The 16,767-nt window shown below is 35.1% G+C and carries 15 protein-coding genes; all 15 read right to left on the reverse strand.

The window, feature by feature from the left end; genetic code table 11:
• Positions 1-4 precede the first annotated feature (4 nt).
• Positions 5-1,678, reverse strand: coding sequence for a dihydroxy-acid dehydratase (gene ilvD, locus ES724_RS05720; protein WP_146930791.1), 1,674 nt, complete (start codon positions 1,676-1,678; stop codon positions 5-7).
• Positions 1,679-2,316: 638 nt separating this feature from the next.
• On the reverse strand, positions 2,317-3,855 hold the full coding sequence (locus ES724_RS05725) for a bifunctional GNAT family N-acetyltransferase/carbon-nitrogen hydrolase family protein (protein ID WP_026837996.1): 1,539 nt from the start codon (positions 3,853-3,855) through the stop codon (positions 2,317-2,319).
• Positions 3,856-4,225: 370 nt separating this feature from the next.
• Complete coding sequence (locus tag ES724_RS05730; protein WP_026837995.1) at positions 4,226-4,855, reverse strand: response regulator transcription factor; 630 nt, start codon at positions 4,853-4,855, stop codon at positions 4,226-4,228.
• A complete protein-coding gene (locus tag ES724_RS05735) occupies positions 4,852-5,637 on the reverse strand; it encodes a sensor histidine kinase (protein WP_246136827.1) in 786 nt (261 codons plus the stop codon). The genes ES724_RS05730 and ES724_RS05735 overlap by 4 nt, the downstream gene beginning before the upstream one ends.
• A 69-nt stretch (positions 5,638-5,706) precedes the next feature.
• Positions 5,707-6,444: a hypothetical protein gene (locus tag ES724_RS05740; protein ID WP_146930794.1), complete on the reverse strand. Its 738-nt coding sequence runs from the start codon at positions 6,442-6,444 to the stop codon at positions 5,707-5,709.
• An 87-nt stretch (positions 6,445-6,531) separates the two neighbouring features.
• Positions 6,532-7,284, reverse strand: a complete 753-nt coding sequence (locus tag ES724_RS05745; protein ID WP_146930796.1) for a hypothetical protein — start codon at positions 7,282-7,284, stop codon at positions 6,532-6,534.
• Positions 7,285-7,299: 15 nt separating this feature from the next.
• Positions 7,300-7,674 carry a hypothetical protein gene (locus ES724_RS05750; protein ID WP_146930799.1) on the reverse strand — a complete coding sequence of 125 codons (375 nt, stop codon included), beginning with the start codon at positions 7,672-7,674 and terminating at the stop codon, positions 7,300-7,302.
• A 734-nt stretch (positions 7,675-8,408) separates the two neighbouring features.
• Entirely contained in the window at positions 8,409-9,269 is an 861-nt protein-coding gene (locus tag ES724_RS05755; protein ID WP_146930802.1) for a 5-oxoprolinase subunit C family protein, read from the reverse strand.
• Complete coding sequence (gene pxpB, locus ES724_RS05760; protein ID WP_146930805.1) at positions 9,262-9,996, reverse strand: 5-oxoprolinase subunit PxpB; 735 nt, start codon at positions 9,994-9,996, stop codon at positions 9,262-9,264. Before pxpB ends, ES724_RS05755 begins: the two co-directional genes overlap by 8 nt.
• Before the next feature lie 2 nt (positions 9,997-9,998).
• Complete coding sequence (pxpA, locus tag ES724_RS05765) at positions 9,999-10,730, reverse strand: 5-oxoprolinase subunit PxpA (RefSeq protein ID WP_146930808.1); 732 nt, start codon at positions 10,728-10,730, stop codon at positions 9,999-10,001.
• Positions 10,731-10,740: 10 nt separating this feature from the next.
• Positions 10,741-11,967: an Nramp family divalent metal transporter gene (locus ES724_RS05770; protein WP_146930811.1), complete on the reverse strand. Its 1,227-nt coding sequence runs from the start codon at positions 11,965-11,967 to the stop codon at positions 10,741-10,743.
• On the reverse strand, positions 11,964-13,130 hold the full coding sequence (locus tag ES724_RS05775) for a DUF2891 domain-containing protein (RefSeq protein WP_246136828.1): 1,167 nt from the start codon (positions 13,128-13,130) through the stop codon (positions 11,964-11,966). The genes ES724_RS05770 and ES724_RS05775 overlap by 4 nt, the downstream gene beginning before the upstream one ends.
• Positions 13,131-13,202: 72 nt before the next feature.
• The gene (locus tag ES724_RS05780) at positions 13,203-14,741 is read right to left on the reverse strand and encodes a YifB family Mg chelatase-like AAA ATPase (protein ID WP_146930814.1); all 1,539 of its coding nucleotides are present in this window, start codon (positions 14,739-14,741) and stop codon (positions 13,203-13,205) included.
• Between the two features lie 87 nt (positions 14,742-14,828).
• Positions 14,829-15,686, reverse strand: a complete 858-nt coding sequence (locus ES724_RS05785) for an N-acetylglucosamine kinase (RefSeq protein ID WP_146930817.1) — start codon at positions 15,684-15,686, stop codon at positions 14,829-14,831.
• Between the two features lie 72 nt (positions 15,687-15,758).
• Positions 15,759-16,757 carry a type I glyceraldehyde-3-phosphate dehydrogenase gene (gene gap / locus ES724_RS05790; RefSeq protein WP_146930820.1) on the reverse strand — a complete coding sequence of 333 codons (999 nt, stop codon included), beginning with the start codon at positions 16,755-16,757 and terminating at the stop codon, positions 15,759-15,761.
• Positions 16,758-16,767 lie beyond the last annotated feature (10 nt).

The raw sequence follows: 16,767 nt of genomic DNA on the forward strand, positions 1-16,767 counted from the left end.
CTAATTAAAATTCATCTGTAACACATCCCTGAGAGGCAGAGGAAACTGTCCTTGCATATTTATAAAGCACTCCTTTACTGAATTTAAGTGCCGGTGCCTCCCAATTTTTTTTCCTGTTCTCTATTTCTGAATCACTTAAATCCACACTTATAGTATTGTTTTCGGCATTTATGGTAATTTCATCTCCATCTTTAACAAATGCAATTAATCCTCCTTCCTGAGCTTCCGGGGTAATGTGTCCTACCACAAAACCATGAGTCCCTCCAGAAAATCTTCCATCGGTAATAAGAGCAACGTCCTTTCCTAATTTCGCACCCATTATTGCTGCAGTAGGCTTAAGCATTTCAGGCATTCCGGGTCCTCCTTTTGGGCCCTCAAAACGGATCACTATTACATCTCCTTTGCTTACTTTTCCTTGTGAAATTCCATCATTAGCTTCATATTCAGAATTATAAACCTTTGCTTTACCCTTAAATTTCAAGCCTTCTTTTCCCGTGATCTTTGCTACGGAACCTTCTGTGGCTAAATTCCCGTAAAGGATGCGGATGTGTCCAGACTTCTTAATAGGATTATTAATGGGAAAGATCACATCTTGTCCCTTTTCCAGATCTGGAACATTCTCCAGGTTTTCTGCCAATGTCTTTCCGGTTACCGTTAAGCAATCTCCATGAAGCATTCCTTCTTTCAGCATATATTTAAGAACGGCAGGAATTCCTCCAACCCTGTGTATATCTTCCATCAGATATTTTCCGCTAGGTTTTAGATCTGCTAAAAAAGGAGTGGAATCACATATTTTTTCAAAATCATCCATTCCAAATTCTACCTCTGCTGCTTTCGCTATTGCTAAATAATGAAGCACTGCGTTGGTAGACCCTCCAAGTACAGTAAGTAATCTTATGGCATTTTCCATAGATTTTCTGGTAACTATATCCTTTGGTTTTATATCTCTTTCTATCAATAAACGTATTGCCTTTCCGGCTTCTTTGCTTTCTTCTTTCTTTTCATTACCAATTGCAGGATTAGATGAGTTGTAAGGCAGCGCCATTCCCAAAGCTTCAATAGTAGAAGCCATCGTATTTGCTGTATACATTCCTCCACATGCTCCAGCTCCCGGACATGCTTTCTCTATTACCATATTATAATCCTCATCGCTAATATCGTCGGCAACCTTTGCTCCCCATGCTTCAAATGCTGAAACTACATCCAGTTTTTCACCTTTATGACATCCTGAAGCTATAGTGCCACCATATACCAAAATAGCAGGACGGTTAACTCGCAACATTGCCATCAAGGCTCCCGGCATATTCTTATCGCATCCTACCACGGTGATCATAGCATCATATGACATTGCTTGAACCACAGTTTCCATTGAGTCGGCTATAAGGTCTCGGGAAGGCAAGGAATATCTCATTCCTGGAGTGCCCATAGAAATTCCATCGCTTACTCCAATGGTGTTGAAGATAAGACCCACCATTTTATTGGAATTACACCCTTCTTTAACCAGTTTCGCCAGGTCGTTCAGATGCATATTACAAGGATTCCCCTCATAACCTGTACTTGCAATCCCTACAAAAGGCTTTTTAAAATCCTCTTTTGTTAAGCCAATGGCATGTAACATGGCCTGGGCTGCAGGGTTGGAATCGTTTTGTGTTAAAATCTGACTATATTTATTATCCATCGTTTTTTATCAATCAATATATTTAAATCAAGAACCTCGGGGCAAGCCTAGCAGTTGTGTCCTGACAGCTCGGGAGGAAATAATTTTAAAATTTCGAGGCAAGCCCGCCTGAATGAAATTCTTTTCGGGCAAGCCTCGGGGAATTAACCCCTCAATGAGGGATTAAAAGTAGTTTCTTAGGTGTAGAAGGATAGATATAGTCCTAGATGAAAATTAATTCCAAAGAAAGAATTAATATTTTAAAATATTGATTATCAGTATTTTAACCTTGGTTGTTTTACGATAGCTGAAGGATTCAAGTTTTTATGACACAAAAATCTGTGAATACAGCAAGATTCTCAACTTGATTAGACATCGATATTTCAATTATCTGTAATTTATTAGTCATGAAAATGAATAATTCCTTTTTTGAAGAGATGTTTCAGTTTTAAGCGATATCCGAAGTAAACTAATTTATTTACTTTTTTTATTTTTTGTAAACAATTCAGTTTACTTTGTAATGTTCCATTAGTTGAATTTGCTAAAAACTAAAGTCAACATCGGCTAACATTTTTTCACATAAAAAAGGGAACATCCTTAAATGTTCCCTTTAGCTTTACACCTAGCGGTAATAAAGTAAATTTAATTAATTAGTATAATTATTCAGAAATTTTAATATTCTTCCTTTTTAGAGAATAAAGATCCAATCTTCGGTCCTTCATGTTTCGTACACTTCCAAAACTGTGAAGTTCTTTTAGTAAATCTAGATCCACGTCTACCAATAAAGTACTTTCTGTATTTGGAGTAGCCTCAGCTTTAATTCCGTTTACGGGAAAAGCAAAATCTGATGGTGTAAATACAGCAGATTGCGAATACTGAATATCCATGTTGTTCACCTTTGGCAAGTTTCCAACAGATCCGGCAACAGCCACATAACATTCATTCTCTACAGCTCTGGCCTGAGCACAAATTTTTACACGAGAATATCCATTTTGAGTATCTGTCATAAACGGAACAAAAAGAATATTCATCCCATCTTCTGCCAATAATCTTGGCAATTCTGGAAATTCCACGTCATAACAAATAAGTACTCCAATCTTACCACAATCAGTATCGAAAGTTCTTAATTGCGTTCCACCTTTCATTCCCCATGCAGATTCTTCAGCTGGAGTAATGTGCAATTTCTCATATCGTTCTACACTACCATCTCTTCGGCATAAAAAGCCCACATTATGCATGTGTTCTCCCACAGCTTGCGGCATACTTCCGGTAATAATGTTAATGTTATAATTAATAGCAAAGTTTCTAAAGGTTTCCAGCAACCTATCTGTATAACTGGAAAGGCCACGAATAGCCTCGGCTTCATTTAAATGATTGAACTGTGCCATCAACGGAGCATTGAACAATTCTGGAAATAAAATGAAATCACTTTGGTAATCACTTACGGCATCTACAAAAAATTCGATCTGTTCCACCAAGGAGTCATAATCCTTAAATAAACGCATCTGCCATTGCACTAAACCTAGTCTTACCACCTTCTTCTTGGTGTTAATTAATCTTTCAGGTTTTGTATAGTAAATGTTATGCCATTCCATTAATGTAGCGAACTCCTTGCTTTCATGATCTCCTGGCAAATAACCTTTGATCACCTTTTTTACATGAAAATCATTAGACAACTGAAATGAAAGTACAGGGTCGTGGATCTCCTTTAATTTTACTTTATCTATGTATTTTTTTGGAGTTAATGTTTCAGCGTATTCCCCATAATTTGGAATTCTACCACCAAAGATGATAGATTTTAGATTTAATTGTTCACAAAGTTCTTTTCGCGCTTCATACAATCTACGTCCAAGCCTCATTCCGCGATAATCTGGAAGAATAAAAACATCTATCCCGTAGAGTACATTTCCATCTTCATTATGATTGGCAAATTCATGACCTCCAATAATATCATTGTATTTATGATCGTCATCATAATTATCGTAATCTACGATCATAGATAAGGCACATCCTGCAATTTTACCATCTATAACAATGCAAAATTGCCCGTCGGGAAACTTGTTTACCAAGGTAGAAATATCTGCTTTGCTCCAATAGGAATTGGACATCGCACTATATACCTGTACCATGGATTTTTTAAACTCTACATAATCTTTAACTCTTAAATTTCTTAATTCTATTGTAGCTGAATCTAACACAGGATTTTTTTTTAATTTATCGCGAAGATACTAAGGAAATCAATCAATTAGAAATGAATAACACGAATTTAGCAATGTAGGAAACGACTAAGAAAAATTCGAGATTGTCATCCTGATGGCAGCGAAGGATCTCAAAGGAGTAATAAATTTATTTAATAAGAGATCCCTCCTTCGTCGGGATGACAAAGTCAATGACCTTATTAGCGCAGCGAAGAATCTCAATTGAGCAGAATCAAGAACCTCGAGGCAAGCCCACGAGATACTGTCCCGATGGTTCGGGAGGAAAATACTTTTAAAAGTTCGAGGCAAGCCCGCCTGAATGTTTCGGGCAGGCCTCGGGGAATTAAACCCTCAATGAGGGATTAAAATCTTAAATCTTTACAATTTCATTTTTTACTGCGAAAAGTACCATTCCTACCCTACTTTTCACTTGAAGTTTAGAAAATAGGCTTTCACGATATCCGTCTATGGTCTTCGGACTTAGGTTCATTTCTTCAGCAACCTCTTTGTATGTTTTCTCTGAACAGGCATGATTTAAGAATTCCATTTCTCGATTACTCAGATCGCCATAATTTTTTGAGGAAGAATGATCCATTACTTCTACAATTTCCTCACTAAAATAAAAGCCACTGGTAGCAACAGATTCTAAGGCATATAGAAATTCCTCTGGCTCAATATCCTTTAATAAATAGCCTCTGCACCCCATTCTAATCATTTTAATAATGATCTCCTCATCATGCTCCATAGTAAGAGCCAATGTTTTTTGCTCAGGAAAATGTTCTTTTAACCAAGACATTGTAGCCATTCCGTCCATTACAGGCATTCTAATATCTAACAATAAAATATCCGGGCGTTTATGATTTGCGTTAAAATAATCTACAAGCTCCTGTCCGTTTTTTAAGACTTTTATTACCTCATATTCTTGAAAAGAATTTACAAGACCTTGGAGTGACAATGCAAATAATGTGTGGTCATCAACGATTAGTATCGTTTTCTTCATATAGCGAGGGGCTTTATTGGGTAATTTAAGATTAAAGAGGTTCCTTCTCCTTGTACAGAATTTAAGCTGAACTTAGAATTTATAAGTGCTGCCCGACTTTCCATATTTAGCAAGCCAGAACTTTTTTTAACTTCTTCCTGGTTGAATCCATCTCCATTATCTTTAATTTCTATGTGCAATTCTTCGGAAAGATATTCAATTAACACACTAATTTTAGTGGCATGTGAGTGTTTAATTATATTGGAGAAAAATTCCTGAATTATCCTAAAAAGTATTATTGAGTCTTTTTCGATAATATCAAAAGATTCGCCTTCAGTAAGTATTTCAGTTTTAAGATTATTAAGTCTTTCAAACCTTGCCAATTCATTATTTATGGAAGCTTCTATTCCTGTATAACTAATTACCTCGCTATTTAAAGATTTGGAAAGCGAACGTACTTCTTTTAGGGAATTGGAAACAACCTCTTTGATATCCTGTACAGATTGCTTTGCTGATGCATCTACAGTTCCAGATAAAATATTTAATTGCATATTGGCCACAGACAGTAATTGGCCAATATTATCGTGCAATTCCCAACCTACATTCTTCAATGTTTGCTCCTGAATCTCGATTTTGGATTGCGCCAGCTCATTTTCGAAACGAATTTCAGCTTCAATTTTTTCAAGTAGTAGTTTATTCTTACGCTTTTGGAAGGTAATAAAGAAGATTATTGCAAAACTGGTCAGAAATAGAATGACCACGATAAAATAAACTATTAATAAAAGTTCTTCCTTGGCAAGCATGCAATATTATTAGTTAATACAAGTTTACGCTATTTTTATTGACTTTTAAATAGATTGAAAAGTGAGATGCTATTTGACTACAGTTTTTAGCTTTAAATTAGACTTCCCATTAGCGCAATAGATAAAAGCAAATGAAAATAAACCGTACATAAAAATATTGCTATACCTTAAAATAGCAGCGTAGAGTAAAATAAAATCTTCATTTTTAGTGTTAAAATAACTATCATAAATAAATATGGGGGTTACACACAAATTCCAAACTAAATATCCTACCGCAATATAAAATGTTAAGTCTCTAGAAAAGTTTAAAACATCATCGCTTTGTGTTAGTTTTCGAAAATAAGCACCAACACAAATTAATAACAGAATAGTTCCCATAAAAATATTCTCGATGATATATGCATAAAACACCTTCCCCGAGAATAAAATCTCAGCCACACCTATTATAAAATATAAGACCACCGCAAAGTTCAATCTACTTTTAAGTTTTGAGGTTTCTAAGGAACTTATTAAGATAGAGCTTATAATTATGTAGGTAATCAGCTTCAAACAGTTATAAAGCCACTCATTTCGAACAAACACAGAATCTTCCAACCATGGAAAAGTTTCATAATCATCAAAATAATTCCAAATTGTATATCCGCCAAACATATCTACAAAAAAGATCAACCATAAAAACCATGCAAAAAATTTAAATCTGCGTGCTGCGTTTTTATTTTTTAAAAAATAATAACTGCCACTGAGCGCCGCTATAAATTCAAATAAATAACTTATATACAGCTTATAATGTAAAATATATTCTAGCAATTGTTTTGTTTGATTTGTTATTCTAAGGATGCCGATATAGCCGAATTTTTCAAATAGCTCTTGATTATTTGAAATTAGTCGACTCTTTCATTTATTTTCCGCATATTTTCCACCTTCTAATTTTTTCGAATTCCCTTCTCCTTTTGCACAATAGATAAAAGCAAATGAAAATAAGCCGTACATAAAAATATTGCTATACCTTAAAATAGCAGCGTAGAGTAAAATAAAATCTTCATTTTTCGTATTGAAATAACTATCATAAATAAATATGGGCGTTACACACAAATTCCAAACTAAATATCCTACCGCAATATAAAAAGTTAAGTCTCTAGAAAAGTTTAAAACATCATCGCTTTGTGTTAGTTTTCGAAAATAAGCACCAACACAAATTAATAACAGAATAGTTCCCATAAAAATATTCTCGATGATATATGCATAAAACACCTTCCCCGAGAATAAAATCTCAGCCACACCTATTATAAAATATAAGACCACCGCAAACTTCAATCTACTTTTAAGTTTTGAGGTTTCTAAGGAACTTATTAAGATAGAGCTTATAATTATGTAGGTAATTAGCTTCAAACAGTTATACAGCCACTCATTCCGAACAAATACAGAATCTTCCAACCATGGAAAAGTTTTATAATCATCAAAATAATTCCATAATGCATAAGATCCAGAAATATCCACAAAAAAGACAAACCATAAAAACCACACAAAATATTTGAATCTGCGTGCTGCGTTTTTACCTTTTAAAAGATAATAACTACCACATAAGCATGCTATTAATACAGACAGATTTCCTATATATAATTTTTGTTCTATAAAATAATCAAACATTATACATATAGAATATTAGTAAATAGTTGGAGGCCACTTTCCTTGTGTTTCATTTATTGGTTCTATCTCATCGTTGGCAACATCTTCAAATTCCATCTCCGGATCATCAGATTTTACTCTTTTGGTTGGTGCTAAAAATACCGTCGCCAAACTTGGTTTATCTGCTGTTTCATCATAAGCACCAAACCAAATATTAATTCCGGGAGTTTCCACTCCCTGCTGTAAAGATTTGGTCTTTACTTCAGCCAAATATGTCTGTAATTCTTCTACCGTAAAATAGAACTGGCAAGTGTCTTCATGTTCTTTACCATTTGTGGTAACCATAGATCTGGTATCCCACCATTTTTTTTGAAGTTTTTTAGCTTTCGCAACTGTGATTTTTTTACCCATTTTATCTAATTTCTATTAATTCAAGATTCATTAACACAGAATTTTGTTAAAAATAGATTTTTTATGCAACAATCTAGTATAATTGCTTCAAAAAGGGGCAAAACCCCCTTGAGGACATATAAAGCTATACTTACTTTTGAAATATTATTTTAGTTAATCTAAAATGTTGAAGACTAAAATGTGCTTAATGTGTGCGATTTATTATTAGGTAGGGCTTTTAATACTTCAATATGCAAATCGGCAGTTTTTTTTCTTTAAACTAATTTAAAAATTAATAATTGGAAGGAAATAGGATCTAAAGAAAAAGGGGGAAAATCCCCTTGTTAAGATCTAATTGCTGAAGTAATTTTGTTTAATAAGTTAAAAACTTGTTGTTGTTTTAAAAAAAAGTGTCGTTTAAGGTGTGATTTATTACTAGGTGGGGCTAATAATAGATCGAAGAACACTAAAACGACACCTTTTTATTTAAATTTCAAAATGAGTTTAGGATAGTCAATTTCTCAAAAAGCAGGTATAAATATCAATATTGTGAAAAAGGGGAAAAACCCCCTTGTGAGAATTTAGAGTCAAGCTTATTTTTGAGTATTCATTTAGTTAGCTTTTATAAGTTAAGGTTAAAAAAGTGTCGTTAAAGGTGTAAATCGATTTTTAGGTAGGGCTTTAAATCTTTTGACCACTATTAATTGACACTTTTTCTTTTTTAACCTTTTAGTGTTTTTTAAACGCTCATTGCTTCATTTTATTTCAATAAGCTTAAATAAAATCTGATCGCCTATTACTTTTTGAGCTATTGTATTAATTCCATTTTCAGAAAGCTGCAAAACCCTTGGATACCCCCCCGTGGTTTGGCAATCCCGCATCAACACAATTAATTTTCCCGATGGAGTTAACTGCAGCGTTCCAGGCAACACAGGGCCGGTGATAACAGGATCTAAATCGTTATCCAAAGGCTCTTTAATCTGAATAGCCATTCTATTATTGTTTATATCAATATGGAATGCGGATTCCATAAGCACCTTTTTCTGAAAAGAGGATAACAACTCATATTCTGGTCCTGGAAATACCTGAATAACATTTTCATTTAAATACTCGTCCTTCACTTTCACCGTTGCATTTAAACTATGTAATGAACGCTCTGCGCTGGAATACTTAATAGTACTTCCTTTTTTAAGCATCTCAAATTTAGTAATTCCGTTATACCAACTATAACTCCCTAAAACTTTTTTAGAAATGAAACCACCAACAATCGCAATATATGCCCTGCAACCTATAACTCTCTTGCCAAAAGACAAAACATCTCCTTTTTCAAGTGAGATAATTCGATTATTCCGAACCACAGATTCATTAATTTTCGGATTTAAATAAGCCCCACAAATTGCTAATTGAGTGGGTTCAGAAAATTTCAATTTAGGTCCTAATTGTGTAATTTCTAAAACGGGGGCAGCTTCTGAATTAGACAAAATAAGATTTGCTTTTTTAGCGGCATAAGAATCCATTACCCCACTTTGAGGCACTCCATATTTAAGGAAATTATGCCTCCCCAAATCTTGAAGAGAAGAGTATAATCCCGGATGTAGAACCTCGATTTTACCCATGATATTTTTCTCTTTTTAATTGAAAATTATTAACCTTTATCTCTTCAGAAATTTGAAAATATTGAGACTTGCTAACCGAATAAAATTTTACTTTATCTCCGGACGAAATTATACAAGGAGGATTCCTATTTTTGTCAAAAAAAGTCATTGGAGAATTTCCTATTATCTGCCATCCACCCGGACTGGTTTTTGGATAAATTCCAGTCTGTTTTTCACCTATGCCAACAGCCCCTTTTTCAACCTTCATTCTAGGGGATGATTTTCTAGAAATTTGAAGCTTTTCATCAAGACCTCCCAAGTATAAAAATCCGGGTAAAAAACCAGTAAAATAAACTGTGTATATTGGGGTAGTATGTAATTGAATTATGTCCGGAATTTTCAAATTATTCTCCATAGAAATGAGCTCAAGATCCAATCCAAATTCTTCGTCATAACACACTGGGATATGAAAAATTTGTGAGTTGATATTTTTTCCTATATTAGCCTTGGAAACAAGCTCTTTTAGTGCAAAAACCTTATCATAGATGTTTTCTATAGTGGATACATAAACAATTAATAATGAGTGATATGTATTAATCACCTCAACCTTATCTTCAATTAGTTCCTTTTCTATAATTTCCTTAAAACTTAGAAGTTTATTAAGGGATTTTTCATTGATTTCTGGTTGAAACTCTATCAAGATAGCTCTATCCCCCATCGGTTTTATTTGTGGGTATTTATGTTTCATACTTACGCTATTTTAATATTCAAAGTATTAAATTTTTCAACTAAAAATTCTAATATTTCTATCGAATTTGGGGTGTCACTATGAAGACAAAAAGTAGCTGCAGCAGATGATATTTTTAGGTTATTTTCACAGGCTATTTCACCTTCAGAAAACATAGAAAAAAGATGCTTAAAAACAGCTTCTTTTTGAGTGATCAAGGCATTGTTTTTTGTTCTAGAAACTAGACTGAAATCAGGGTTGTAATTTCGGTCTGCAAAGGCTTCGAAAACAACTTCTATTTTGCCATTTGCAAGCTCTGAAATAGTAGAATTCTGAGGAGCATAAAGCTTCAAATCTAAGTCAGATTCTGCTATAGAATTCAAAATTATCTGAGCTATTTTTTCATCCTTTGCGGCATCATTATAAAGTGCTCCATGAGGTTTAATATGAGTTAATTTACCACCCTCTTTTTTTACTATTTCATGAAGCGAAAAAAGCTGTTCCTGGATGGATCTTTTAAGTTCATTTTCTGAGATCTTTAAAGACCGTCTTCCAAAATTTTCTTTGTCCGGATAAGAAGGATGTGCTCCAATTTCTACATTAAATTCCATAGCCAACAAGACTGTTTTCAGCATCGTTTCCTCATCTCCAGCATGCCCTCCACAGGCGATATTACATGCCGAGATATGTGGCATCAATTGGGCATCATACTTTCCACCCTCTCCTAGATCGCAGTTAAGATGAATTGTTTTCATAGTATTAGTTTTAGAAATTTTGAAGCACTGAATAAATGGACTTTGCACCCAGGAATATAGAAATCACAATAATTATGGTACCTAAAATATTTTGGAGTAAGGAGTTCTTATACTTTCCCATTACAGATGTTTTGTTAACTATCCAGAAAAGGAACATCGCAATAACGGGTAATAGTAAACCATTAGCTATTTGCGCAAACCGAATGATCTCTATAGGACTAAACCGCAGTGAGGAGAACAACACTCCTAAACTTAATATACTTATCCATACAGCTCTAAATTTAGCAGATTTAATTCCACTCTCCCAACCAAAACATCCCTTTACCACATAGGCAGAAGCCAATGGTGCTGTGATAGCAGAGGTGATTCCGGCTGCTAACAAACCAATTGCTATAAACCAAGTGGCATATTCTCCAAACAAAGGGTTTAAACCAACTGCCAGATCTGCTGCAGAAGACACGTTTACCAGATTTGGAGCAGCGGCACAGATTACGATTGCCATAGACACAATTCCGCCCAAAATTATGGCGGCTGTAAGCTCTTTTCTTGCTGTTTTAATTTTAGAAGCATCCTTCCATTTCTCACTAACCAAAGATGCGTGTAAAAATAAATTATAAGGAACTACAGTAGTTCCAACAAGGGCTATTACAGTTAAGATTCCGTCGGTCCCCATTTTTGGAACGAACATTCCTTCTAAAATAGCCGAAAAATCAGGCTGAGTAAGAAAAGCGGTGATTATAAAAGATATGCTCATTAGAGCCACCAATCCTATAAAAACCCGTTCTAAAATTTTATAATTACCTATATAGAGCAAACTAAAAGCAATTGCACCTATCAAAACGCTCCAAATATTAAGGCTAAATGAAGAACCAAGCTGAACTTCTAAAGGAGACAAAACTGCTGTAATACCTAAAACCGCACCGGTAATATTTCCAGCTTCATAAGCTGCATTTCCTATTACAATAGCTGAAAGTACCAAGGTTATGGCTAAACCTCTAAGAATTGGGTGCTGAATTTCTTTTCTTATGCTTTCACTTAAACCAGCTTGAGATACAATCCCCAATCTCGCAGCCATTTCTTGAAGCACAATACATGAGATAATTGATAATAATAGTGCCCATAATAATGCAAATTGAAAATTCACACCGGCCAGTGTACAAACGGTAACAGTTCCCGGACCAATAAATGCAGCCGACACCAAAACTCCCGGACCTACATTTTTAAACCAATTTTTCACTTTTGCGCCTTAGATTCCTGCAAGGCGTATAATGCAAAACTACCTAACCAATGACCTCCTTCATAACTGTCCCCCACTAAATTAGGGAACGATTTGGAGACGTGACGATCTGCTACTGCTCTTAAATGGGAATATTTATCTGGGTATTTATTAGCAAGTCCATATAACACCCATGCTCTGCTAAAATTAAGTCCATCTAGATGCACCAACTTTCCATCGGTTCTATCAGACACTTCTCCAACAGCCATATCGAAATCTTTATTCTTTAATTCTGGCATAAAATCTTCTATCCATAATGGAAAAGCAGCATTTGGCAATACCTTTCGCATAATATCTATCTCTTGTAAACAAGGAGATAAAAAGTCAAATCCGCTTGGCTCCCAGGTTACAGGGCAATTATCATCTTTTAGATAAAACTCCTTTGCTCTCACCGATATTAGTTCTTGAAATTCAGAATTTTCAACTGCTTCAGCATAATCGTAAGCAAAACTTAATGCGAATGCTGTGTTGGTATGCTCTCCAACTCGAATAGGATAGATCAGCTTCGGAAGAAATTCCGTGAAATTAGCAACCATAAGATCTGTTAACGGCTTTAAGTTTCCGGCCAATTCATTTCCTAAATCAGAATCCCAAGTTTGAAGCTCTTGAGCCAATTTAAGCAACCAGGCCCATCCATAAGTACGTTCGTAATCCTTATTGTTTTCAGTTTTAAAATACTTTACCTCTGCTGCGATATTCTCTTTAGAGAGAGATTCTTCTAATTTCGCCTTGATCTCCTCTGCTTTTTCAAGTTTAGGGAATTGTTTCAACAATTTTACTAAAGTCCAATGCGCATGTACCGAAGAATGCCAATCGAAACATCCATAAAATGCAGGATGTAACTCTTTTGGCGTTTTAAGATCTTGTTTACTACCTAAAGTTTGACCTAACTTGTTAGGATATTCGGTATTGATGCAGGCTAATGGTAAAGCCGCAAGTTTATTTGCCTGATCGAGGTTAAGTTCTACACTTTCTGTACCCAGGATAGAATCCATTGAAATATCCGAATTATTGACACTATCAGATTCTTCATTTTTGTTTATATCTGCCTTATTTCGCTCTTCTCCTTTGCAACCTATCAAAAAGATAAGCAATAGACTCAATAGTGTTATTTTTGTTTTCAAGTAGGTGTGTCTTTAAGTATATTTCTCAAATGTATTAAAATCTTATGTAAGCGATAGTTATGTAGGAAAATTTTAACCTAACCAACCTTCTCTATCTAAACTTCTATATTGAATAGCTTCGGAAATATGACTTCCTTGAATGTTTTCACTTTCGGAAAGATCGGCAATAGTGCGAGAAACTTTAAGTATTCTGTCATAAGCTCTTGCTGAAAGATTTAGACGTTCCATTGCGGATTTCAGGAGCGCTTTTGAAGAATCCTCCAGTTTGCAATATTCGGAAATCTGCTTCACACTCATTTGAGCATTGTAATGCACTTTTTCATTATCTTTAAAACGCTCTGTCTGAAGCTGCCTGGCCTGAGTAACTCTTTTTCTTATATCTACGCTTTTTTCTCCCGTACGCTCCTCACTTAATTTTTCAAAAGGAACTGGAGTTACTTCAATATGGATATCTATCCTGTCTAATAATGGGCCGCTTATTTTACTAAGGTAGCGCTGCATTTCTCCTGGAGAAGAAGACATAGGAGAACCAGGATCATTAAAGAAACCACTAGGACTAGGATTCATACTTGCCACCAACATAAAACTTGAAGGATAAGTTACCGTAAATTTCGCTCTGGAGATTGTCACTTCCCTATCTTCTAATGGTTGCCTCATAACCTCTAAGACACCTCTTTTAAACTCAGGTAATTCATCCAGAAATAAAACTCCATTATGGGATAGAGAAATTTCACCAGGTTGTGGGTACGCACCGCCTCCAACTAATGCTACATCCGAAATTGTATGATGCGGACTTCTGAAAGGTCTTTGAGACATCAATCCAACATGCTCTTTCAACTTCCCAACCACACTATGAATTTTAGTTGTTTCCAGTGCCTCTTGAAGCGTCATTGGCGGAAGAATACTAGGTAGCCTTTTAGCTAGCATGGTCTTTCCCGCTCCCGGAGGACCAATAAGAATTATATTATGCCCACCCGCTGCTGCGATCTCCATGCAGCGTTTTATACTTTCTTGGCCTTTTACATCGGCAAAATCATGCTCCAAATGATCCAGATTATTATAGAATTCCTTCTTAGTGTCTATAATGGTTCTTTCCAGCGGAGTTCCTTTATCGAAGTAATTTATCACCTCCAAAATATTTGAAACCCCATATACTTCAAGTCCGCTGACAATAGCAGCTTCCTTTACATTTTGGATTGGCAGAATAAATCCTTTATAACCTTCCTCTTTTGCTTTTATCGCGATTGGCAAGGCTCCTTTAATGGGTTGTAAGCTTCCATCTAGAGAAAGTTCTCCCATGATAAGAAAATCTCCAATATCTGTGGCTTTAATTTGATTGGATGCTGCAAGAATACCCAGTGCTAGGGTTAGATCATAAGCAGATCCTTCTTTGCGAAGGTCGGCTGGTGCCATATTAATGGTGATCTTTTTACCTGGGAATTTATAAGAATTGTTTTGAAGTGCAGCAGCAATTCTAAAACTGCTTTCTTTAATGGCGTTATCTGGAAGACCTACCAAATGATAACCGATACCAGTTGCTACATTTACTTCTACAGTAATTGTGGTAGCCTCTACTCCAAAAACAGCGCTACCATAAACTTTTACTAGCATCTAATATCATTTTAATCACTCATTGATGGTTTAATTCCCCGAGGTTCCTGATTTTAAATATAGTAAAAATTTATGGTAGATTGACTGTTAGTTATTTAACACGTTTTTTCTATAGTGTTCAATAAGAGCATCTATAGGTCTGCGAATAATATTTCCTATTTCAAGATTATAAGGTTGGGCAACCGCTTTAATAATATCCTGACTAAAATAGGCGATGCTTCCTATAAAATGAATGGGCACTGTTTGAGCTTGTTTAAATGAAAGTACACGTGTATGCATAAATTCCTTTATTCCCTCATGTACTAATTTGTAGAAATACCCATTTCGCTCATTAGTAAAAATGAATTCAGCAAAAGAAGCTAAATACGTATTTGGATTTTCTTTCTTGTAAAGATTCCTCTTGATCTCGTCACTATTCAAATTGAAATCTTTTTCAAATTTAGCAGCGATATCTGGTGGCATTCTTTTGTAGTAATAATCTCTTATTAAACGTTTTCCGAAGTAATTCCCACTAGCTTCATCCATAAGGATATATCCTAAGGATTCTACAGCCATGTGAACATCTTTTCCATCGAAATAACAGCTATTAGAACCCGTACCCAAAATACAAACGATCCCGGGCTCAGTGGTAGCGGCATATGCTGCAGCAACCATATCTTCTTTAACCATTACATCAGAAGCATTGGTAAAGAAATTAGCAATTATATCTTGCAAAAGTTTACGCGGAATTTCAGTTCCGCAACCTGCTCCAAAAAAATGAACTTTTTCAATCTCATTCCTAACTTCAAATAAATCAGGGTTTTCTTCAATTCTTTGTTCCAACATCGCTTCTGGAAAAACAGCAGGATTTAATCCTTTAGTTCGAGTTTGGAAAACCAATTCTCCCTTATTATTCAGCAGGATCCAGTCACATTTGGTGGAACCACCATCAGCAATTAATATCATTTTAATTTCTTTATAAGATAAAATTCGCCATTTATTTTCAACTTATCGCATTAATAAATGGCAAATTATAATTTAAATTGAAGCTACGTGTGCTGCAAGTTCAACTAATTTAGCAGAATATGCATATTCATTATCATACCAAGCTATTAACTTAAAGAAGTTATCGTTTAGAGCTATCCCTGCTTCAGCATCAAAATTACAAGTGTAAGGATTAGATACAAAATCTTGAGAAACTACCATGTCTTCAGTATAAGAAACGACACCTTTGTAAGCTCCTTCTGAAGCCTTTCTGAATACAGCTTTTATCTCTTCATAAGTAGCAGATTTTTCAGTTCTCACTGTAAGATCAACAACAGAAACATCTACCGTAGGTACTCTAAAAGCCATTCCAGTAAGTTTTCCTTTTAAAGAAGGGATCACTTTAGTTACCGCCACGGCCGCTCCTGTAGAAGTAGGAATAATGTTATTTAAAGCACTTCTTCCTAATCTATGATTCTTCTTATCTGGAGAATCTACTGTATACTCAGATGCTGTGGTTGCATGAACAGTGGTCATTAAACCTTCTATCAATCCAAACTCATCATCTATAATTTTAGCTAAAGGCGCTAAACAGTTAGTTGTACATGATGCATTAGACACAATAGTATCTTCCGCTTTTACGTCCATATGGTTAACTCCCATTACAAACATTGGTATATCCTTAGATGGTGCAGAGATCACAACCTTTTTTGCTCCTGCTTTAAGGTGTGCTCCAGCAGATTCTTTAGTTGTAAATATTCCAGTACAATCTAGAACTACCTCTACTTTTGCTGCATCCCATTTCAAATCTTCAGGGTTGCGCTCTGCAGTAACTCTAATTGTCTTTCCATTAACCACTAAATGACCATCCTTCACTTCAACTTCTCCGTCAAATCTTCCGTGAACAGAATCGTACTTTAATAGGTATGCCAGTTGATCTACATCTAAAAGATCATTAACAGCTACCACTTCTACTGCATCATTTAAAATAGCATTTCTAAAAGCTATTCGTCCAATTCGGCCAAAGCCGTTTATTCCAATTTTAGTACTCATAATATGTGTT

Origin of the sequence: Gillisia hiemivivida (assembly GCF_007997295.1) — a bacterium.
GTDB classification, from domain to species: domain Bacteria; phylum Bacteroidota; class Bacteroidia; order Flavobacteriales; family Flavobacteriaceae; genus Gillisia; species Gillisia hiemivivida.